Here is a 22,723-nt window from a genome sequence, read left to right as displayed (position 1 = left end):
AAAAACGGTTCAATTAATTAAAATGTGCCATTTACTGCCGGTCAGGGCACTAATTGAAAGGTTTATGAGTTACAATATCGATAAATCTATTGTTTTTTTGGTGCTGTGTAACTTTAGTTCGATAAGTTTGTCATAACCGAGCCGAGACATATTAAGAGTTCCTTTATGACCTACAGCGTAAATATGCCTGTATTAAACCTGCAAAACCAGTATACCGATCAGCAGCTCCTGGACCGTATCCGCCATGATGACCGTGCCGCATCCACCGAATTGTACAATCGTTATTGGGATAAAACATTTGCCGTAGCCTTACATCGCCTGGGCGACGAGCACGAAGCCGAGGAAGTGGTGCAGGAAGTATTTTTAAGCATATGGCAGCGCAGGGCTAATATCGAATTAACTCATGCTGTGGCTACCTATCTTTCGGTGGCGGTTAAATACAAAGTGATCAATCACCTGGCCAAACAGCACCGCAGGCAGCAACATATTGATGAGCTAAGCGTTAATGCCACCGATACCGAAGATACTACCGCAAACTGGCTGGCCGAAAAAGAACTCCGAAAACTACTTGACCAAAGCATTAATCAACTGCCCGAAAAATGCCGCATCGTTTTCCTGCTCAGCAGGGACGAAAATAAAACCTATGCCGAGATAGCCGCCGAATTGAATATTTCACAAAAAACGGTAGAAGCGCACATGAGCAAGGCGTTGACAACGCTGCGGGCAACAATGGGTGTTTCTGGCTGTGTGCTGATCTTGTTGTGCACAAATGCAGATTATTTTTTATAAGAGCTACTACCTGATGGCTGTTTTCAAAGACGGCATCAATCATGGGCGGCAAAAATAACAGGTTGTTTTTTTGCTGCCTGATCATTCTACCCCATGTCAATATCCGGGCCCTACCAGGTCGAATTTAATGCGCGATCTTCGTTTAAAGGTGACATGATTAAGTGTGCTGTCGAGTAAGGTATTCCCGGTGATCAATTTCAGCGACTTAACTTTTCTGAAACGGATATCGGCTGTCATCCAATAACTATGTGCCCCTGTATGCCCCATAAAGAACTCGCCAACCTTCAGCGGAACTTTTAGTGTATCGTTAACGATCATATAGCATTGGTTGCTTTGCAGGGGGCGTTTCGTACTGACTTTCGAAATATGCAGCGAGTCCCGTACGCTTTTGTAATCGTTGCTGTCGATGGCTAAAGGCATGAAATAACCTTCGTTGCTATTCACGGTCACCTCCATTACAAACTGGCTACTACTTTTTTGAAAAAAGCCCCCAACCGGCATAACCGGCAAGAGTAGGCCCATCAACAGCGGGTGGCCAATGCCATTGCTGACAGCAATTGAACCTACGCTATCGCCCACCTTGTTCGATACGCTAAACCTGTTACTGATCATTTTAAAGTCGGTATGACTAAAGTAGCCTTTGATGGTTTGATGTGCAACCGAGGGTACGTAATAATATTGTTTACTGATGATGCCGCAGCCCGAACAGGCCAGCAAAGCAATTAAAAGGGCGTGGTGCTTTTTCATGCAGGGAAAAATTGGTAATAATTGAAAAACAATGCATTAACGACCATCCGGATAAAATAATTGTACGGGATGCATTTTCGTATTTCTGCAATCAGTTTTCACCTCAAAAATGACCGGGCGCTATTTTGCTTTTTGTTCATGCGGGAGTTATTTTCAGAAGTTGATGCGACCTATCTGCAATCGTTCGCGCTTGATTATTAACTTTTGTCACTTTTAATTGTACGTGTGGTAATGTACACTGCTTGTGAATATTCATTAATTTAGGCCTCATGATCTTTTTGCGGTTAAACATATTATTAGCACTTGTTCTGACAGCATCAGTCGTTCAGGCGCAAACCGATGGGTTGCCCGGGCAATTGCAACATAAGATCGACAGTTTGTTTAAGGCTTATACTACGAAACGAACTCCCGGATACGCGATTGGGATTGTTAAAAATCGGCAGATCATATACCGGCATGGCTATGGTTTGGCTAACCTCGACTATACCTTGCCAATCACTCCTAAATCCGCCTTTGATATTGCCTCTGTTTCCAAGCAATTCACCGGGGCCTGCATCGCCTTGCTTATCATGGATGGTAAACTCCGCCTGGATATGCCCGCGAGCCGGTTCATCCCGGAACTGGCGAAGTATAAGGATACGATCCGTATCGAACACCTGATCTATAATACCAGTGGGATCACGGATTATTATCAATTGCCGCGCGCAAGCGACCGCTCCTGGGTGACCTTCGACTATTTTGACAATGATGAATGTATACGTACCTCACTACGGCAGGACACACTTGCATTTATGCCCGGAACAAAATGGGATTATTGCAATGTCAACTTCATGTTATTAGCCAGAATAGTAGAAAAAGTGAGCGGTGAACCCTTCAGCGCATTTGCCCGCCGACGGTTATTCCTGCCCCTGGGAATGAAACAAACGATGGTTAACGACGATGCAACCGAGATTATACAGGATAGGGCGATACCTTACAACCCGCGTACAAAGGAATATGTAGATGCTTACCGCAAGTCGGGATTTGACGTTAAATACGGCAGCGGCTGGATACAGCACGCTCGTAATTCACCGCATTATGGCGGTAGCGGTATTAGCACAACGGTTAACGATCTCATTAAATGGGAGGAGAACTTTTTCAGCAAGCAGTTTGGCGGCGAACAGTTTTACCAGCTCATGCACCGGACACAACGTTTCCGGCATGATATGGACAACCAGGCTTTTGGCCTGTATCGCGGCACGTTCAAAGGCAGTACCTACTGGGCATGGGATGGCGCCGATTATGGAGTAAGCGCCCAAATCATGCGCTTTACAGATCAACAGGTTGCCATCATCGTTCTATCAAATATCGGCAATGGCGACTCCGCTAAAAAAGCACAACAGATTGCTGACTTACTCATAGCCGGTAAGCAACTATAACAGCAATAACTCCATCGGTTTTGTAGCATCAACTTCTCAAAATCACACCTCCCAAAATAAATTTCATTTTCCACTAAGGGTGTTTCCCTTTACCATTGACTATATGTGTAAAGGTTGAAATAATTTTAAATGGAAAACAACGCGTACGATGCCAAAGAGCTTGCCCATAAACTGGAACAAGGCACCATAACAGCCGAAGAGCTGGCCTGGTTTGAGCAATGGTATGCCGGTTTTAATGATGAAGAAGTACTGCTTTCAGCGGCAGCACACTCATCTGCTGATGAACTCCGGGATGCCATCTTTAATCGGATTACCACGCAAATGGAAACACCTGCCCGGCCAAAAGCTAAAGTGATTACTTTATGGCGTGGCATAGCTGCCGTTGCAGCAACTATAGCACTCATTTGTTTTGCTACGTTTTACAGGAACACCGTTTTAAATGTGATAGACCCCGTTAAGGAATTACAATTAAGCGCTGCCGCCGGGCAACACAGGCACATCAGTTTACCCGATGGTACGCAGGTTTGGCTAAGCCCATCTACCTGGATAAGCTACCCGGATAAGTTCAGGGGCGACCAGCGTTTGGTAACCTTAACCGGCGAGGCTTTTTTTGACGTAAAGCATGATGCCAACCATCCATTTATCATTACATCCGGACCAATTAAAACGGTAGTATTGGGCACCAGCTTTAATATTAAAGCTTACCCCGGCGCGGCCACTGCCGAGGTTACCGTTGTAAGCGGAAAGGTAGGCGTTGCCGAGCATGATGTACCCAAAAGCCAGCAGCAAATCATGATTGCCAACCAAAGAACGGTGCTTACCCTTGCCGATAGATCGCTGGAAAAAGAAGATTACCCGGCTGCTGTCAAATTTCTTGATGAACGCAATGGCCTGTTCAATTTTAACGGCGAAACCGTACAACAGGTAGTCAACAATCTAAAGCGGCAATATAGCATTTACATTTCTATTGATCCTGAGCTGGCAAAAAAGGGTTTTTATGGTCGTTTAAACACCAATCAACCTGCTGCACAAACACTTAACAAGTTATGCGCCGTAATGGATGCCCACTGGACCCTGGTAGACAACCACTACCTTCTTACAAGCCAGGCCAGCAAAAACTAACACATTTCACATTAAAACCGGTCACCAACAGATCATTACCCCAAAATCATCAAATGAAAAACAATTACCCGGCGTGCTCCCCGATGCTGATAGCCCAATTTATGTACTTCCCGGCTGCCCTCCGAACGGCGCTTTGCGCATTGCTCCTGTTAACAGTTTCTTTCCAGGTTAAAGCGCAAAGTCCGCTTGATAAGCCGGTAACCATCAGCATTCATAACCAGCCGCTTAAGCAGGCTTTAGATCAATTGACCGCCGCCAGCGGCGTAAGGTTTACCTATAACGAAACCGTTGCCAAAAGCAAAATTACCATCAGCGTTAACGCTCAAAACCAGCCTTTAGGGGAAGTATTAAAAAAGGCGCTGGCCCCTTACCCGTTCAGCTATACGGTGCTCGATCAGGATATCATGATCAAATACGATACCGAGAAACCAAAAAAGCAGGCCGCCGCTCTCGCGGGCGGCGGCAAATACACCATAAGCGGCACCGTTAAATCAAAGCAAACCGGCGAAACCGTGATTGGCGCAACTATCAGGGCCACGGATGTAAACCAGGGCACCTCAAGTAACGAATATGGGTTTTATTCGCTCACCTTGCCGGCCGGCGATCATCAGCTTGCCGTAAGCGCCGTTGGGCAAAAAAGCACCCTTGTGCCTATTTCATTAAACAGCAACCAACAGCTCGCCATCGCCATGGATAACAATGAGCAGTCTATACAAGAGGTAACCATTACCGCCAAAGCACCTGGCACCCGCGATTTGGCTAACCCACAAATGGGCGTTGAACACCTCAGCATCCAGGAAACCAAAAATATCCCGGTGTTACTTGGCGAACGGGATATCATCAAAACCATTCAGTTGTTGCCAGGTATTAAAACGGCCGGCGAAGGCAGCGGCGGTTTTTATGTACGCGGCGGTGCGGCCGATCAAAACCTGATCCTGCTGGATGAAGCACCGGTTTATAATGCATCGCATATGCTGGGTTTCTTCTCAACCTTTAACTCCGATGCGATTAAAAACATCAGCATTTACAAAGGCGATATGCCCGCGCAGTACGGCGGCAGGCTGTCATCTGTGTTGGATATTAAAATGAATGATGGCAATAACCAAAAGTTTGGTGTAAGCGGCGGCGTTGGGCTGATAGCCGCAAGGATTAATGTTGAAGGGCCGATCCAGAAAAATAAATCATCGTTCCTGATCTCGGCCAGACGTACTTACGCCGACGCCTTCCTTGCTTTTTCAAAGGACACTATCGCCAAAAAAAGCCAGCTTTATTTTTATGATATCAACGCCAAGGCTAATTATATTTTAGGGGATAAAGACCGCCTGTATATCTCGGGCTATTTTGGCAAGGATGTGTTAAAAGCATCTGATATTGCGGGCATTAACTGGGGCAACACTACGGCCACGCTGCGCTGGAACCACATTTTTAACAGCCAGTTATTTTCAAACACCTCGCTCATTTACAGCAATTATGATTATAAGATCAATATTAAGCAGGATGTAAACGAGTTTAATATCTATTCGCAGATCAGGGATCTCAATTTTAAGGAAGATCTGCAATATTACGCAGGCGATAAAAACACCATCAGCTTTGGGGTAAACGCCATTTATCATACCATAAAACCCGGCGAGATCTCATCAACCGGTAACTCGGGCATCCTATCTCAAAACCTGCAAAACAGGTATGCTTTAGAGAACGCCGCCTATGCTACCAATACATGGAAAGCTACCGACAGGTTTAGCCTAACCTATGGTTTGCGGGTATCCGCTTTTACAATCCTTGGCGAAGGTGATTATTACAACCTTGATGCCGACGGCAATATCATCAGCACACAGCATTATACTTCTGGTCAGGCGGTTAAAACTTATGTTAACCCCGAACCGAGGATAGCGGCAGCTTATTCGCTGAATGATTTCAGCTCGGTTAAAGCATCATACGCACGCAACGCACAAAATTTGCACCTGATATCAAACTCCAACTCCGGTTCGCCAACGGATAAATGGGCGGCCAGTACAAACCTTATTAAACCCGAACTTGCCGACCAGGTTTCGGTAGGTTACTACCGAGATTTGAAGGATCACCAGTATGAATTTACTGTTGAAACCTACTACAAAAAAATGCAAAACCAGGTTGATTACCGCAATGGCGCCAATGTTTTCACCAACCAGCCTATAGAAACGCAACTGCTTTACGGTATAGGTCGTGCTTACGGTGCCGAATTTCTGTTAAAGAAAAAAACAGGCCGGCTTACCGGCTGGATAAGTTATACGCTTTCAAAAACCGAACGCAAGATAGATGGCATCAACAATAACCAGTGGTACAACGCCCGGCAGGATCGTACTCATGACATAGCCATTGTGGCCATGTACAAAGCATCAGAAAAATGGACGTTCTCTGCCAATTTTATCTACTACACCGGCGACGCCGTAACCTACCCAAGCGGCAAATACCAGGTTGACGGTGCTACGTATTACTACTATACCAACCGCAATGCCGATAGGATACCAGCCTACAACAGGCTTGACCTGGGAGCTACCAGGCAGTTGAAAAAAAGCGCCAAGTTTGAGTCCGATCTTACTTTTAGTTTGTACAACGCTTACGGCAGTCATAACGCGTATCGCATCTATTTCAGGGACAATAAGAATGACCCAAGTCGTACCGAGGCAGTGCGCACTACGCTGTTCACCTTTGTACCATCTATTAGCTACAACTTTAAATTTTAATTACATGCGCACTACAATAAAATATTTGATGATAGCTTTACTGGTAACAACCTTTAGCTCTTGCGAAAAAGCCATCAACCTAAAGCTAAGCGATACCACCCCGCAATATGTAATTGAGGGCGTATTAACCAACCAGGCAGGCGGCTGTAAAGTAACCTTAAGCCAAACCAAAAACTTCACCGATAATAATGATGTTATTGGTATTGATGGCGCGCAGGTAAGCATAAGCGATGATAACAATGTTTACCCGCTTACGCCCGCCGGCAGCGGCGTTTACCAGAATACTACGCTTACAGGCGCTTATGCCCATATTTATAAGCTGACTGTTATTGTGGCCGGTAAAACTTTTACATCTACCTGTGCCATGCAGGCGCAGGTGGCACTTGATAGCATTTACCTGGTAAAAAGCAGTTTTGGCAATAATGCCGATGGCACGGTGCGTAAATATGTAACCGTAAAATACCACGACCCTATAGCTACCAAAAACTATTACCGCTTTGTACAATATGTAAATGACCGTAAGGAAGAATCGATATTGTTAGATGATGATGAATTTACCAACGGGCAGGAAGTGAACACCCAATTGAATTTCAGTAACAATAATGATAACCCAGCAAGGGATATCCGCCCTGGTAATAAAGTAACTATCGAAATGCAATGCATCGATCCGGCTGTTTACAAATACTTTTTCAGCCTAAACTCATCTGCCAATGGCGATGGCAATAATGCCGCCCCATCAAACCCGGTGAGTAATGTACAGGGCGGGGCTTTAGGTTATTTTAGCGTACATACCGTACAGCGGAAAACGTTAACCGCGCCGTGATGGATTGAATTGTTTTTATAAAAAAGGCGATGGTTTTAAAACCATCGCCTTTTTTATTGTCGCTTCATATTATTTACGCAACCGCTTTGGCAACAAACATAGGGCTATAGTATTTCCAATACCCAACACCCAAAAGCAGGTTTGGCAATACCAGGAAAACACCCATTAACCAGCCCGAGGGTACCAAAAAAGTATGAAACAGTAATACGTTTAAGCTTATAGGAAAAAGCACCACCGCCGAAAAAGGCGCGTACCGGTTGGTAAGCAATGATAAACCGCCCACAATTTGTATCACCTTTTGAATAGGGTAAAAATAGCCTGTCCCTTTCAATCCGGCTATGAAAGCACCAGCCGCGCCGGTATGCAAAGGCTGATAAGGTATAAAATGCAAAAAATAATCGAGTCCGAAGGTAAGGTAAAGGAAACCAAGCAGCAGGCGGGAAATTAAAACGGTGGTTTTCATTGAAATGATTTTTATCCAAACTTAGTAATCAAATTTTATTTCCCCGATACCGGCACCAACTTGGCAGTCAAGTCCGGGTCTTTCATATTTTTATCAAAGGGGAACATTGGCCGTATGATGTGATGATAGGGCAAACCTTCAATGTTTTGATCTACGCCGCCTGGTGTAAGGGCCATAATCCAGTCGGCACGCATGGCATACAATTCGGGTTCAAGGTAGCCTATTTTTACCACTACAATATATGCTGTACGTGGGTTAAGCCCTAAGCGGGTAAAATCAATTTCCTTGTGGTAAGGCTTGCGTTTTTGGGTGATGATCACGTGCACGCTGCCCACTTTAACAACCGCTTCAACCTCGGCATCTTTATCGCCATAAACAATACTTTCCACCGTACCAGATAGTTTAACAGGTGGAGCAAACCGGGCATCAACTTTTGCACCGGCATAGCCTTCCACATAATTGCCAATACCCGCAGCAATAGCGCTTTTAATTAACTCAGGCGCGGGAATAGACGCGTAAAGTAATGACGGACCGGTAGCTGTTTTAAATTCCGGCCGGGCAAGGATCTGGGTGAGTGTCCAGGTGGCATCACCTGCTCCACCCGCGGTTGGGTTATCGCCCGAGTCGCTGATGTAAAACGGGTGTTTTGGGCTGGCAACAGCCTTGTCAAGGCATTGCTTTAACGTACCTGTAGGTGCCACAAATTCAAAAGCTTTGCGGGCATCCCAAAACCGACGGGCTAATTGCTCGGCAGTGCCGGTTACTTTTTCTTTGTCATCCCCGGTAACCATCACTACGGCATGGTTGCGCGGTTCATCGGCCCAGGCATAGCCTATCCATATGGCAGCATCAACAATGCCTGGCTGTACAGAAGCAGGTGCAACAGCTTTATAAATACTTTTACCGGGCTCAATGCGGGTGCTTGTTTTTTCGCCGGGCAATAATATGGGTACACTGATATAAGCTTTGTAAGCGGGCTTACCTTTGCCGCTGTTGATGCGGTCTATCAGGTTTTCAACGGCCCGTTTTTTGGTTTGCATGGCATCCTCATGCGGTGCCATGCGGTAACAGGTGATCAGATCTGAGTTTTGTGCCAGTCGCCATGAAACGTTGCCGTGCAGATCCATGGAGGTAGATATAATGGTTTTGTAACCTATAACCTTTCTTATCCTCACAATAAAATCACCTTCGGGGTCATCAAGCCCCACAACGCTCATGGCACCGTGGATATCAAAATATAAACCATCATAAGGCAAGTGCTTTTTAAGCGAATCGAGCGTTTTATTAACCAGCGATTCATAAGCCTGCCGGGTAACCGCGCCGCCCGGTAATGATTTACCTACAATAGCCGGGAACCAGGCAGCCTGGCTGCGAACATTTGAATCGGCAGCCATAAAGGGGTACATCGTAAAAACATCGGCACCGTATTTTGCATGAAAAGCGACCTCATCTGTTAACGCCGGCGAAAACGTGCTCGATTCTATACCCAGGCCGGCTATGGCTATCCGCGGTAATGGTTTTGAATGGTATTTAGTTTTCTCCGATGTTACAGGAAATTTAACCGGTTTTGCCGCGGTTAAACAGGTTATGGAAGCAATTAAGCACAGTGTTAATAAACGGTTGAGCATAACAATCAATGAGTTTGATTTAAATATAGCTTTTAAATTTTATCAGCCTGTCTGTTGCCCCTCAAAATAACACACAAACTTTATCAAAGTATATTAAATCCTGCTGACATAGGGCTGTCACCACCCGTTCATAGTTTCGTGTATTCAAAAAAAGAAACCATGAAAAACGAAGCGCAAAAAATCAAAACCGTACCCGAAAATTATACATCGGTAACTCCCTGGATCATATCGCCATCCTCGATAAAGCTTATCGGGTTTTTAAAAGCTGCTTTTGATGCCGAAGAGATCCCCAACAGCAGGATAACCAATAAGGATGGAATAATTATCCATGCGGTGGTAAAAATTGGCGACTCGATGGTGATGCTTTTTGATTCGCGAACGGGTTGGGCATCTACCCCGGCTTTTTTGAATTTATATGTAGCCGATGTTGAAAGCGCTTACCAAAAAGCAATAGAATTTGGCGCCAAATCGGTAACCAATATCACCAGGCTTTATTTTGGCGAAAAGGTTTGCAGGGTTTTAGATCCATTCGGCAATATTTGGTGGATAAATGAGCGGGTTGAAGAAATTGATTTTACTAAGCCGGGAGAACTTCAACAAAGGGCATCTACACCGGAAGCTATTGATGGCATAGCCTATATCCAGCAATCATTAGATGAAGCTTTAAAAGCGCAGAAAAGCTTTTTTGAGCATAAGGTGACAGCTTTGTCATCCTGAATTGTAAAGGTTCGCGAAATCCTGAAGGTGGAATGACAATACAAAGCTATGTCATTGCGAGGAACGAAGCAATCGCGAACTGTGCAGATTCGCCCTGTAGAGCATGAGATTGCTTCGTGCCTCGCAATGACATGGTGGACTTGTCACGGGTAGGAACGATGGATCTTCTTCGCCCTGCTAATTGCAGACTTTTCTAACGAAGAAGATCCTTCACTGCGTTCAGGATGACAAACGTTTTTACGATACGTCGTTCCTCCTCGCAATGACGAATTCTTAATATTGATAATCAGACCTTTAATACTGCACAGCCGTAACAGTAACCGGCCCCATTAATCCCGATGATTGCAGCTTGCTGTTTGGATCATATAGCGGGTAGCTTGTCCATGTTTTGCGCTCTGCTGCGGGGAGTTTACTATCCCCAATCAAACGGTTCACCCAGTTATTTACTACCGATATTTCTATGCTGTTATCGCCTTTTTTGGCCGCATCGGTAATATCAACCCGGTAAGGGTACGTCCAAACGCCGCCAACATCGGTGCCATTTACCTTCACTTTGGCCATCAATTTAACATCGCCAAGGTTGAGGTAAAGGTGTTGCCCTTTAACGGCTTTTGGCAGTTTAACGATGTTTTTGTAGATGGCCGTACCGACGTAATATTTAACGCTATCGTTGGTTGATAATGTCCAGTCGGTAAGAGTATTGAACATGACTGGCTGTTTAGGGCCACGCATTTTGGCATCAAACGTTACTTGCCACGGCCCGTTTACTTGGGTAACAGGCAGCTCCTTGGGGAAATTTACCGCGTTTACCACCTTATCACCCACCGGTTTCCTGAATATAATAAACAAGCTTTGCAAAGGCTGCAATGTTAAAGGAACCGTTGTATTGCTACCTGCCGATGAAAACTCAGGCAAAATCCTGGTTTCGCCTGTCACCGCATCCCACGCCTCAGGCCGCCTGCCGCTCACTTTAAAGCCGGGATTGATATTTATAGTCTCCTCGTTTTGATTGCTCACATAATAGATCTCCATATCCGGCAATGTTCGGTGGATGTACAATACTGGCTTATCAAACTTCAATGCAAAATCAGGGGCAACATGCAGAGCGTTAAGCGCGTCCTGCAGATCCATCCCTGCCATCACCGTGCCTTTGCCTACTGTTGCCTGTTGTGTGGTAGCACCATCTACTTTACCCCAAAGTTCAGCAGCTAACTTTTTCACTTCAGCATCTGCCGCCGGGTATTCCTGTAAACTTGGCGACCGTTCTGGCGCAGGACCATAAATGTGGGCACCTTGCTGTACCAGGTCTTTAATCTTTCTTAACAACTCAGGGCGCATGGTTTCCAGTTTGGGAAGCACCAACAGGTTATAGCTCATACCATCGGGCAGCACCATTTTGCCATCAACCACCTTAACCCGGTTTTTGATCACCTCGGCATTAATATAATCGTATGAATAGCCGAAGGGCAGTTTAGGATCGGTTATGCCTGTCATTTTAGGCGCGTCCTCGCCAATAAAGTAAGCAACATCGGCAACGTATTTACCTTGCTGCAGCATCAGGTTGGTACGCTTAAGGTACGCGGTAAACAGATCCATGTAATTAAACCAGGTATTGTGCCTGTTAAACTCGGTACCAAAATTGGCGTTAATGCCCGGCATTTTATCATCAGAGGGCTGGGAAATAAAAACATGCAGCAGCGTGTTATTGATCCCCTCAGTAAAAAACCTGTCGCCGCGTTTTTTGAGCAGGTAAGGATAGCGCAGGTAAAGGCCGCCACCGGCTGTAAACGACTCGGCCGATACCTTGGTTTTACCATAAATATGTGCCGATGATGAAGCCGCCCGGTTCTCGATATTACCCAAATCTCCCTCACTCCAAAACTCACCGCCTACTTCGTCACTTTGACCGCCGTATTGCAAAAATTCGCCCGGGAAACCCCAGTGACCGTAATTTTCCAGCCAGGTGGTAAGCCCGTGCTGGTGACTTACATCGCGTAAACCGCCCACATAATCATAGGCAACCCTATCGGCAATAAAGCGGCGCAAATCCCACAAGAAACGGTCACTTTGATCCTGGCTGCCAACTACGTAGCCTTTTAAGGTAGGCAGATAAGGCAGCGGATCATAACCATAAACAGCTTTAAATTTGGCGGCGAGGCCGTCCGTCCAGTTTTGGCCGCCGGTTTCGTAGCTGTCTTCAACGGCCACCTTCCATGTTTTGCGGTCTTCGGCCGGGATGCGCTTCATGATCTCGCCCAGGAAGGCGTTAAAATGGCCTGCAATGTGATCCTTGTTCATTTTATCAACCTCCAAACCGGTGCCTTCTGGTGGTGCCGGACCATTTTTTACCCCGGTTGGCACCATGCCTGTACGCATAATTACCCAATCGCCGGCAGGGGCTTTCCAGGTTAATGCACCGTCGACAGTCATTGACGTGCTAATGTCAACAATGCTGTTTGGATCAATCACCGTTTGCTGATCGTTGATAACCGGCTCGGGTTTCCATTGGTATTCGTTCCAATACGGTAACGGGGTTTGGAACATTTTGGCTAATGTTTTTTCGATATAGCGTTCTACAACCGGTGCGGCAGCTATACTTAGTTCGGCCACACCAAAATCAGACGAGGCATCGCTAAAAACAACCCTGAATTTTTTGGCAGTAGTTGCAGGTAAGGAAACCGCAACCGGTCCGTATGGATCAAAACCCACGTTAAGGGCATCGTTATCGCGGTCGATAGTGAAGGTTTTGATGCTTTTATAAGTACCATTTTCTTCAGCTAAAATTTCGGCCTTAGCATTTAACCTATTATGGGCCGGGTAAACCGTAATGCTCCTGGCTGTAAAATCCTGAGCCGTTTCAATATCTACCGAAAATGTTTTTTGGGCAGGTAGTTTGGTTTCTGTCGATGGATTGCCGTCGGTAATATTGCCGATGTTTTCAATCGGCACCGAGGTAATTATCTTCGGTTTCAGATCGATGATAGATGTGCCAAAGCTTTTAGGCGCTTTAAAGGCGATCACCCTTACATCCTGAAAATCGGCACCCGGCTTTTTAAGCTGTAGCTTAACCGTTTTAGCGCCTTTCACCCTCACTTCCGACGAGGTCAGGTAGCGCATAGACTGCTCCGGTTTGATCCACGGTCCACCACTTTGGCTCCATCCCGGTCCGTTAAAAATACCAATCTGAATATTGAGTTCGGTTGCGGTTTTAAGCGCGGCATGCATGATATCCCACCACTCATCACTAAACATCTTCACACTGCCGTACGGCGTACTATCGTAACCAATGTTGCCAATAAACGCCCGGTTAATACCCACGCGTTTCATGGCCTGCAAATCTTTAATTACCCCCTCTTTGGAGATATTGCCCGAGATCCAATACCAGTAAATACTGGTTTGTAAGCTATCCGGCGGATGGATAAACCGCTCCTGCAATGATCCCTGCTGGGCATTAACCTGATTAAACGCGAAGAAAATAACCGATAGGAAGAGGATCTTTTTTATCATAGTAAAATAAGCTTTACAGGCATCATAAACCCAGGGGATAACAGCTCCCACATATAACGGCCTATGAAATTTTGTTTATTGGTTTATGTAAAGCTAAACTACACGGTGAGGCTGCTTTAACTGTCATGAACAGTCTGAAAAAAGCTTCAGCCTCACCTAAATCCTCTCCAAAGAAACTAATGTACACATCTTTCTAACTAAAAGAAAAATGTCATTTCGATAGAGCGAAGAGGGATGAGCGTGGCGCGAAAGAGAAATCTTCTACGAGCGACAAGCAAACCTGTCGTATAAGATTTCTCACCCTTGCCTTGCAAAATCCCGCCCTCCAAGAGTTCGAAATGACAAGGTTTTGTTTAATGATCGGTTCTAAAAATTACACACAGCAACCCTTGCAAAGGCTTCTAATACCTCCAACTCTTCAAATCCGCTCCCTTAGGTGCCCTTGTCTTTACCTCGGCGGCCCATTTTTTGATGAACATCTGGTGGTAGCGCAGGCGGCTGATATAGTTGGGTTGGGTATGGTCGCCGTTCCAGCAGTGTTCGGCGCGGTCGCCATAGTCAACTTCACAGTTGCAGTTGGGGTTGTTGAGCTTTTTGAGCATATCCTCGGCGGTGTATACGGCGTTGTTGAGGTAGTAGGTATCCATGTCGCCTACATAAATATGAATCTTGCCTTTCAGGCTGTTACCAATTTTTGGCCAGTCCCGTTGGATGATGTGGGTAAGGTCGAAATGGTCGCGCCAGTAGGCGGCTACCGAGGTATCTATTGCTCCCGTATTTTTGTCGTAGATGCGTTTTGGGTAACCATCTTTATCCATGGGCGAAAACACGGCTTCCCAAATATCAAACTGGCCACCGCTGCGACTGCGGGTACCGATTGCCAGCTCGCTCTGGTTCACCTCCTTCATGGTTGAACCTACATGGCCTAGGTAGTCGCGCTCTTCGGGGCGAGGTGTTTGCTTAAAATCTGATGAGAGAAAATAGGCATTTTTATCGCCGTAAAGATTGATGGTCATGTAGTGATGAAAGTCTACCGGATCCGGACAAGCGGCGTAACAGCCGTTATACTCATTAGGATAAAAAACCTGCGCTGCCAATACCTCCCAGCCACCTGTTGAGCCACCATACATGAACCTTGCCCAACCTTTACCTATCCCCCTGAACTCCTTTTCAATCTCGGGGATCAATTCGTAAGTGATCGCATCACCATACGGACCAAGATTGGCCGAGTTTACCGCATAGGAATCATCATAATACGGATTGGCATGTTGGATCTCGATGGCCAACACCCTTGGGAAAGCCGGCCCTGTCCATTGCTTGTAAAAATCATAAGCCTCTTGCTGAACTATCCTGTTATAACCTGTAATGTGGAAACGTGCGGAGGTATCGGGCTTTAAATTCGGATCTGGCGGCGTGGTGCTAAAGCCTTCCAGGTCGGCAGGGAAATGGCCGTGAAAAATAGCAAGCGGATATTTCACATTTGGGTGCTCATCAAAACCGGCGGGCAGCAAAATGTTTGCCCCAAGGTACATTGGTCTTCCCCAAAATTCGGTAAGCAGTTTGCTTTGTATGCGGATGTGTTTGATATATTTGGTATCCTTGGGTAGCTCTATAGGCGCGATGATCTTGCTGATGTTAAGCGTCACCTCGTTTGAGGCTGCCGGATCAAAATGAATTTTTACCGGGGCCGAGTAAATATTACCGGGCGCTATGTTCCAGTGCTGCCCCTCGCCCCTATCCATGGGCAACTTTACCGTTTGACCGGTTTTAAGGTGAAAGGTTTCGTATTTATGCAAAAGTACCTGCACATAATAATCGCCGGCGGGTACATCCTTTAAACGCTCAAGCGGGTAGCCGTAAGCCTGCACATCCACCAGCTGACTGGTGCCGGGCTGCCATCCGTTAATATCCATCCCAAAAACTAACTGTGATTCGGCACCATCGCTCACCTGGAAACGGGGTTCTTCCTTATTGTTTTTAGAGAGCAGGAGCAATAGCCTGCCGTCAAGTTCCTTGCTTTCGCCAAGGGTGGGGTCGATATTTACCCTGAAGGTTTGGGCGTTTACTAAAAATGGGGAGATAAAGAGTAATAATAAGATCAGCTTTTTCATGCAGTAACAGGTTTGGAATTAAATATAGGAAAAAGATGACTTGAGGAAAAGCGTTTTTTGGTGTTTGCCGAGGTAATTTTTCAAATCCCCTCTCAAGAGGCGCGCGCAGGATTGAGCGGTGGCGGGGTGTGCTATCCCGCGTTCAATCCCCCCGCGCACAACACACCCCTCCGCCCCTCTCAAGAGGGGATTCGCTCAAGACCCCTGCTATTATTCGCATAAAAAGACCGTATCGCAACTCCCCCTACCATGCAAAATTATACTGCACATTTAACACAAATTCCCTTGTTAAACCATCGGGACGTATTTTGCGGGCGATGAACGGGGTGGCTACAATTACTTCGAGCGAGTTACCGCCTTTAAATTTTTGAACGCCGGTTAACGCACCATTCAAAGTTATTCCGTTTGAGCCATCAATAGTTTGGCGTTTTCCAAATCTATCTTCATAGCTATCGTTCCCTATATGATAAATAGCCAACAGGTTTGGTTTCAGGATAAAGGAATCTGAAAACCTGATGTAATAGCCAACTCTACCCAGCGCATCGCTTTTACGCCTGAAATTATTGGTGGGGGCAAATTTTTGTGCTCTTGGGTCGATATACTCATCGGGGAAATAAGTGCTTTTATTATTATTGTATACAGGCACCTGTAAGCCGGCATCAAACTCCCAGTTTTTATTTACAATATAGTTAACGCCTCCAATAGCATCAAACGTACCCACGCTCGATTGATAATCTAATGATAGCGGCCTACCATCACTGTTTTTATCGTTACTTACAGTAAGCGGCAGTTTTATCCCGCCAATAAAACTCAGGCTATTATCCGTCGATTTTAATTTGGGACTGTAAACAATACTGCCATACACATCGCCCACATCAAAAGCGTGACCTAAAAAACCGGTGGCATAAGTGGCCGTTATTTTGGTAGAGAACGCGAAACGATCATTAATTTTTGCGCCATATTCCAGGTAGGGATTATAAGTATAGGTACTTTGTTCGCCAATACCATAGCTGGCCCCAAAACTCAGGGTATGCCTGGTGGGACTTGCAGGATCATCTACATTGTTTTTTAAAACGCCTAAACTACAAAAGCCGGCATCGCTGCAACCTTGCGCAAAGCCCTGAGCGGACAAGAACAGGGCCGTTATGATAAGATATATCTGTTTCATGGCTATTTTTTTAATTCGCTGTAACCAAATAGATGCTTGAATTGCTGGCAAAAGATGAGGGCGTATTTATAATCGGCCACGTTTACCGATGCCGGGATATCATACACCTGGTTGCCGTTAACCGAGCGTAAAGAGCCGAGGTTTACAAAGTTTTGAGGATCGGTTTCCTTACTCAGGTAAACTTTAAGATCGGGACCATTGCTGGCAGCGAAATCGGTCAACGCCAGTGAATATTTGCCTTCAGTTACATAAATGCGGGCGGTACCCTTTACATTACCGTAAGGGCCGTTAACAAAAGTTCCGGTGTCTTTGGGTGTTGCCACGGCAAGGTCTACCTTTTCATTAAGTACTACGGTTGGGGTGCTTTCTTTCTTGCAGGATGCGAAAGCAGCCGCTATAAGCAGCATACCTAAATATTTTTTCATGATGATTGGGGTTAATTCGTTTTTTGATGGTTAGTCGCAATTTTACGGGTAACCTTACAGGGTTGGAGAAATAAGGTTGAGGCGGGATAAAGGATTAACCAATGTTCGACATTTTATGTGCGACCGGCTCGTTTTTACAAATAGGTAGCCGCTATGCGGCATAATTTGCGTGGCGTTGTTTTTTTTACAAATGGGTAGCCGGCGTTAAACTTTCCGCGCAGCCTCACCCTGCCCTCTTCAAAGGAGAGGGTTCTGATTTGCACATTTAAAAACCATCATTCTAATCTAAAATCTTCCTTTTAAAGTCCTCCCTTTGGACTACTGTGTGTACACATCTTTCTAAAAAAAGAAAATGTCATTTCGATAGAGCGAAGGAGGGCATGTGTGTGGCGCGAAAGAGAAATCTTGTACAACCGACAAGCAAACGTAGCCTCTCGTATAAGATTTCTCCTCACCCCCCGACGCACAATTCCTCGCTGGTTCGTTCGAAATGACATCAGTTTTGTTTAGTGATACAATTTCAAAAGATATGTACACACCGTAGTCCTTTGGAGAGGATTTAGGTGAGGCTCTTCCACAAAAAAAGCCGGGCTGTTTTACAACAGCGCCGGCTCCACTTAACCAATTTAAAAACTTATTTATTTTGTTTATACAGGGTGATCTCCAGCATGTGGAAGAAATCCTGGCTGTTCCAGGTTTTTAATATTTTAAACCTAATGTATCTTACAGGCGGCGAATTTGGCGGGAAAGTAAATGCCTCGCCGGCCGCGGCGTAATCGGCATCGGCCTGGGTATTTTGTCCCGGTGGTAAGCCCGATGGTTTACGGGAGGTAAAGGTGGCGAGTTTGGTCCAGCTGCTAAAGCTGCCGTCGGCGCTTGGGTTGTTGGTACCCCACACTTCAAATACCTTAGGATTGCCATAGTTAAACAGATCGGAAGTACGCTGCCAGATCTGCAATTTACCCATAGAACCCGCCGCGCCCATATCAAAGCTGAACCATGATGGGTATACCTGGCTTGAAGAGTAATAACCGGGCTCGTTGGTGCTTTTGTCCCACAAATAATACTTTTCCCAGCCATAGGCAGAGCCCGCGTCGGTAGGCAGGTTATACTGCTTAAACAACGATTTATCCATTTCTGTAATGGCGTAAATAGTTGGGAAGTCATCTGCTTTGACGCTAAACATATCCACAGCATCGGCAGTAGGGATATAAGATGACGAGTATTGGATTGCCGTTCCGTATTTATAATCCTTCAGGATCATAATGGTATCGGCAGGGTTAATATTTTTTTGCACTGATACACCCAGCAAATTGGTATACGTTACCGTGGTTGTTAGGTTGCCGGTATCGGCCTTGTTAAAGTTTAGGCCTACGGTACCATCATTATTATAAGAGTACGGCCTGGTGGCATTAACTGCACGGTTTTGTAACGACGCCTGGTAAACCGGACCATAAACCCTTACGTTATTCAAATCCTGCCCTACCGATTTATTGCCGGCGTTATCACGCGCTACAATGGTAAAGGTATAAACATACTCTTTAAGGTTTGGGATAGATACCTTGATAGAATCGGCCGGGCTATGGCTGGTGGCGGTAACCACTACCGAATCGCTACCATTGTTCCAGGTAACCAAATAGTTTTTGATACTTGGATCGGGACTGGGGTGCCAAACCAACACCGCCCTTAAATTACCGGTATGATAGGTAACACCCGTGGCCAGGCCGGGGTAAGTTACCTCGTGATTAGCTAAATATGATTTATAATCCGTATCGTACTTTTTGCAGCCGGATAATGCCAGGCACAGCAAAAAGAAAACAGTAACGTTGAAAGTAATTTTCATTTTCTTAATTTTTAATTTTAACAACCTACTGCATTACAAAGGGTTACCATACAGGGATACCTCAATGGCGTTCACATAGTTTAAACCGCCAAAAGTGCGCGAAACATCCAGCCTGATAAACTTGGTTGCCGGCGCGGCAAAAGGTATTGCAAAGCTTACCCCTGCTGCCACAAAGGCCAGATCGGAAGCGTTGGCCTGGTTATTAGGCAATCCCGATGGTGGCGGCGGGAACACGAAGTTGCCCAGGTTTACCCAATCGCCGGATATAGTGCCCGGTGCCGAGTTTTTAGGCAGTACAGAATCCTGCGGGTTATCAACGGTTGTTCCCCATAGCGTAAAATTCTGAATGTTTTGGTACGAGTAGATGCTGTTTAACCTTTCCCACAATACAAAACGGCTCAATTTAGCGGTAACCCCCAGGCCAAAAGTACACTGGTTGGTAGGTGCGCCTAAGGTATGCCATCCGGGCTCGTTGGTGCTGCCATCAAACAGGTATTTTAACTCCCAGCCGTAACCAATAGGGCTATCGCTTGCCAGGTGGTACACATAAAACTTGCTCTTATCCAACAGGGTTTCGTATAACGGGGTTAAGGTTTTAAACAGGGTATCAGAGTGGTTGCCAAATCTATCAGTAGTATAAACCGCAAACTTGGTTGATACCGCGCTAAAGCCCCGTACCGAAAAGTTAACCGTATCGGTACTGATATAGTTAGGGTCCTGCTCATCGTACTTACTGGTTTTGGTATTAAACGATAATACGTGCAGGGCTATAGGCGCTTTATTGGGGTTTAAGCCAAAGAAGTTGGCACCTCCAAAATCGGGTGTAATGGCCAATGCCGAGTTGATGAGCTGGTAGTTGGGCGTTAAAGGATTTACCTTTATGGTAACCGGGTCTGACATTACGTTGGCCCTGCTCACCGCGTACAGCGTAACCTCGTACTCTTTGGCCCTTGCAAAGCCGTCAACCATAATGGTATCGGTATAATAGCTGGCCTTGGTTTCGCGTACCGTGTTATCGTTTATGGCGTATTTGGCCAGTACGTATAACAGGTTCTTCGAGTCGGGTAAAGTATAGGTGATCCTGGCGCTGCCATTGAGGTTTTGTACCACTACATTGGTAACTGCACCGGGCTTTGTTTTATCGTTTGATACCACCTCAATGTTCGACTCATTTTTTTTGCACGAGCTTAAAAACATCAGCAGTAAAACCGGGGCCAGCAACAAGTAGCTATGCTTTATGCGGTTGGTGATCTTTTTCATAATTTATATTTTAATATTAATCATTTGAAATACGTTAAGGCGCAGGTAAACTACCAGTAAGGGTTTTGGTTAAGGTTGTTATCAACCACAATATCACTGGTTTGAATAGGCCATAAATAATCTTTTAAGCCAAACACCGGTGTAATTACCGTTTGCGGGCGATAGTAATTTACGGCCTCGCCCTCGTTGATGCTCCAGCCCTGTAATGGCCGGCTTAACACGCCTTGCAGTTCTTTCCAACGGCGCAGGTCATAACCGGCCTGGCCTTCAAATGCCAACTCAATTCTTCTTTCCTGGTGAATGATATCGCGCAGCCCTTCTTTAGTGCTTGGTTTAGCCGGATTTTTAGAAAAGTTAGCCCATGAAGCCTGTACGCCATCCAGCCCGGCCCTTGCACGCACTTTATCTATATACGTATAAACATCGGCAACCGGCCCCTGCGATTCGTTCAGCGCCTCGGCATATAAAAGGTATAAGCCGGCTAAGCGCATCCTTGGCATATGAAAATCAACCGAGGTAAATACATCATCATACACCGATAAATAGTTGGCCAGTTTTTTTGGCCAGTAACCGGTAATATTGGTCGCGCTTAAGCTTTTAGGACCAGCCAAAGCATATGGCCCACGTGCCTGTACGTAGTAAGCGCTGCTTTCGTCAATTTTACCGTTACCAAACCAAATGCCGCCATCAAAACCAATGTTGGCATAAAACCGCAGCTCGCGATTAAAGTGAACTTTGGCGGTGGTGTAACCGCTTTTAATGTAGGAGGCATTGGCATCATCGCCAACTTGTGTGTTGTAGCGGTTATTATAGTCAAAGGTTTTATCCTCGTTAATGGGCACGCCGTTATTGCTGTAGTACATCTCGCCCATAGAAATTGGCACCGCGAAAGTTGAGGGATAAGTTGATGCCAGACTTTCAGATTTATCGGTCATCCTTGGAATGGTAAATCCCTGGTAACCAAAAGTGTAGTTTAAAGCCCAGATCAATTCGGGGTTTTGCTCCCATTTATCGGTGATCATGGCCTGCAGGGTTAATACCTTTTTCAGCTTATCAGATACGTTGCCCACGCTAACGGTTGGCGGGGTAGTGTACAGGTGTAATCCCTGCGCCTCGCACTCGGTAATGGCTGCTTTACAGGCATCGGCGGCAAGCTTCCATTTATTGGCATCATAGGTTGATGAAAATAGTGGTTTACCATCGTTATCCTTATAATTGGCATAATCGGGGTTACCGTTAAACAACGGACTTGCAGCTGTGGTCAACATTTCGGCCTTAACAGACATCGCGATGAATTTGGTAATGCGGCCAAACTCAGTAGCCTGGCTTTCAATAACCGACGGCAAATCGGGGATAGCCTCGTCCATGAGCGATATCACGTAAGCGAATGAATCATCAACAGACGATCTTTTGCGTTTTACCTGGTCGGTACTGGCATTAACCACGTTGTTATCTTTAATCAATATCATTGGGCCATACAGCCTTATCATAAAGTAATGGTAGTAGGCTTTTAAAAATTTAACCTCGGCTATCCACCTCTTTTTTTCAGACGCGCTCAAGTCAATAGGTTTATCTATGTTTTCGAGCATGGTATTACACCGCCTTAAAGCCTGGAACATACTTGAGCCGCCATTGGTGGCATCCCAGTAATTAAGACTGGGGCTGGCGGTTGTTTGCAGTCCCCTTATCATGTTAAAGCCAACCTCGTTAAAGTAATGGTCATTTAAGGTATTGGGGTACACAATTTCTGCCGATGTTGCAAAACCCGGATCGTTTACTACGTTGTTGAGCTGCGTCATGGTGGCGTAGCACGAAAAAAGGTAGTTTTCGGCCTCGTTACGGTTGCGGAAAGCGTACTCCAGCGTACCTACGTTATCGGGCGTAACATCCAGGTATTTTTTACATGAAAGGCTCATAGAACACAGCACAATCACACAAATCAATTTATAATATGATGGTTTCATATCCTTATATTTTCT

At 45.7% G+C, this 22,723-nt stretch carries 16 protein-coding genes; 6 read left to right on the top strand and 10 right to left on the bottom strand.

Annotated elements, in window-relative coordinates; translation table 11 throughout:
• Window positions 1-165 precede the first annotated feature (165 nt).
• On the top strand, window positions 166-789 hold the full coding sequence (locus tag FHS10_RS05360; RefSeq protein WP_259088298.1) for an RNA polymerase sigma factor: 624 nt from the start codon (window positions 166-168) through the stop codon (window positions 787-789).
• A 96-nt stretch (window positions 790-885) separates the two neighbouring features.
• Here FHS10_RS05360 and FHS10_RS05355 read toward each other — a convergent pair whose 3' ends face one another.
• Window positions 886-1,536 (bottom strand): hypothetical protein, encoded by a 651-nt coding sequence (locus FHS10_RS05355; RefSeq protein ID WP_259088297.1) that lies wholly within the window; start codon window positions 1,534-1,536, stop codon window positions 886-888.
• A gap of 269 nt (window positions 1,537-1,805) precedes the next feature.
• Between FHS10_RS05355 and FHS10_RS05350 the strand changes: the two genes are divergently transcribed.
• The 4 genes from FHS10_RS05350 (at window position 1,806) to FHS10_RS05335 (ending at window position 7,622) form a co-directional block, all read left to right on the top strand.
• Complete coding sequence (locus FHS10_RS05350) at window positions 1,806-2,954, top strand: serine hydrolase domain-containing protein (protein ID WP_259088296.1); 1,149 nt, start codon at window positions 1,806-1,808, stop codon at window positions 2,952-2,954.
• A 129-nt stretch (window positions 2,955-3,083) separates the two neighbouring features.
• Window positions 3,084-4,076: a FecR family protein gene (locus tag FHS10_RS05345; protein WP_259088295.1), complete on the top strand. Its 993-nt coding sequence runs from the start codon at window positions 3,084-3,086 to the stop codon at window positions 4,074-4,076.
• A gap of 53 nt (window positions 4,077-4,129) precedes the next feature.
• Complete coding sequence (locus FHS10_RS05340; protein WP_259088294.1) at window positions 4,130-6,799, top strand: TonB-dependent receptor; 2,670 nt, start codon at window positions 4,130-4,132, stop codon at window positions 6,797-6,799.
• Window positions 6,800-6,803: 4 nt separating this feature from the next.
• Window positions 6,804-7,622, top strand: a complete 819-nt coding sequence (locus tag FHS10_RS05335) for a DUF4249 domain-containing protein (protein ID WP_259088293.1) — start codon at window positions 6,804-6,806, stop codon at window positions 7,620-7,622.
• A 73-nt stretch (window positions 7,623-7,695) separates the two neighbouring features.
• Here the strand turns inward: FHS10_RS05335 and FHS10_RS05330 are convergent, their stop codons facing one another.
• Window positions 7,696-8,085 carry a hypothetical protein gene (locus FHS10_RS05330; protein WP_259088292.1) on the bottom strand — a complete coding sequence of 130 codons (390 nt, stop codon included), beginning with the start codon at window positions 8,083-8,085 and terminating at the stop codon, window positions 7,696-7,698.
• 35 nt (window positions 8,086-8,120) lie between these two features.
• Window positions 8,121-9,713, bottom strand: a complete 1,593-nt coding sequence (locus tag FHS10_RS05325; RefSeq protein WP_259088291.1) for a M81 family metallopeptidase — start codon at window positions 9,711-9,713, stop codon at window positions 8,121-8,123.
• Between the two features lie 159 nt (window positions 9,714-9,872).
• Here FHS10_RS05325 and FHS10_RS05320 point away from each other — a divergent pair, with 159 nt between their 5' ends.
• The gene (locus FHS10_RS05320) at window positions 9,873-10,430 is read left to right on the top strand and encodes a VOC family protein (protein ID WP_259088290.1); all 558 of its coding nucleotides are present in this window, start codon (window positions 9,873-9,875) and stop codon (window positions 10,428-10,430) included.
• Between the two features lie 294 nt (window positions 10,431-10,724).
• Here FHS10_RS05320 and FHS10_RS05315 read toward each other — a convergent pair whose 3' ends face one another.
• From FHS10_RS05315 to FHS10_RS05285, 7 genes are all read right to left on the bottom strand, one after another.
• Window positions 10,725-13,937: a glycosyl hydrolase gene (locus tag FHS10_RS05315; RefSeq protein ID WP_259088289.1), complete on the bottom strand. Its 3,213-nt coding sequence runs from the start codon at window positions 13,935-13,937 to the stop codon at window positions 10,725-10,727.
• Between the two features lie 401 nt (window positions 13,938-14,338).
• Window positions 14,339-16,048: an alpha/beta hydrolase gene (locus FHS10_RS05310; protein WP_259088288.1), complete on the bottom strand. Its 1,710-nt coding sequence runs from the start codon at window positions 16,046-16,048 to the stop codon at window positions 14,339-14,341.
• A 244-nt stretch (window positions 16,049-16,292) separates the two neighbouring features.
• Window positions 16,293-17,216: a hypothetical protein gene (locus FHS10_RS05305; RefSeq protein ID WP_259088287.1), complete on the bottom strand. Its 924-nt coding sequence runs from the start codon at window positions 17,214-17,216 to the stop codon at window positions 16,293-16,295.
• 2 nt (window positions 17,217-17,218) lie between these two features.
• Complete coding sequence (locus tag FHS10_RS05300; RefSeq protein ID WP_259088286.1) at window positions 17,219-17,641, bottom strand: DM13 domain-containing protein; 423 nt, start codon at window positions 17,639-17,641, stop codon at window positions 17,219-17,221.
• 634 nt (window positions 17,642-18,275) lie between these two features.
• Window positions 18,276-19,484 (bottom strand): DUF4998 domain-containing protein, encoded by a 1,209-nt coding sequence (locus tag FHS10_RS05295; protein WP_259088285.1) that lies wholly within the window; start codon window positions 19,482-19,484, stop codon window positions 18,276-18,278.
• Between the two features lie 33 nt (window positions 19,485-19,517).
• Window positions 19,518-20,744, bottom strand: a complete 1,227-nt coding sequence (locus tag FHS10_RS05290) for a DUF4959 domain-containing protein (RefSeq protein WP_259088284.1) — start codon at window positions 20,742-20,744, stop codon at window positions 19,518-19,520.
• Between the two features lie 50 nt (window positions 20,745-20,794).
• Window positions 20,795-22,708, bottom strand: a complete 1,914-nt coding sequence (locus tag FHS10_RS05285) for a RagB/SusD family nutrient uptake outer membrane protein (protein ID WP_259088283.1) — start codon at window positions 22,706-22,708, stop codon at window positions 20,795-20,797.
• Window positions 22,709-22,723: the final 15 nt, after the last annotated feature.

This window comes from Mucilaginibacter dorajii (genome assembly GCF_024808255.1).
In the GTDB taxonomy this organism is placed as follows: Bacteria; Bacteroidota; Bacteroidia; order Sphingobacteriales; family Sphingobacteriaceae; genus Mucilaginibacter; species Mucilaginibacter dorajii.
The sequence above is the reverse complement of the archived record's forward strand: the minus strand, read 5'-3'. Positions and strand labels throughout refer to the sequence as shown.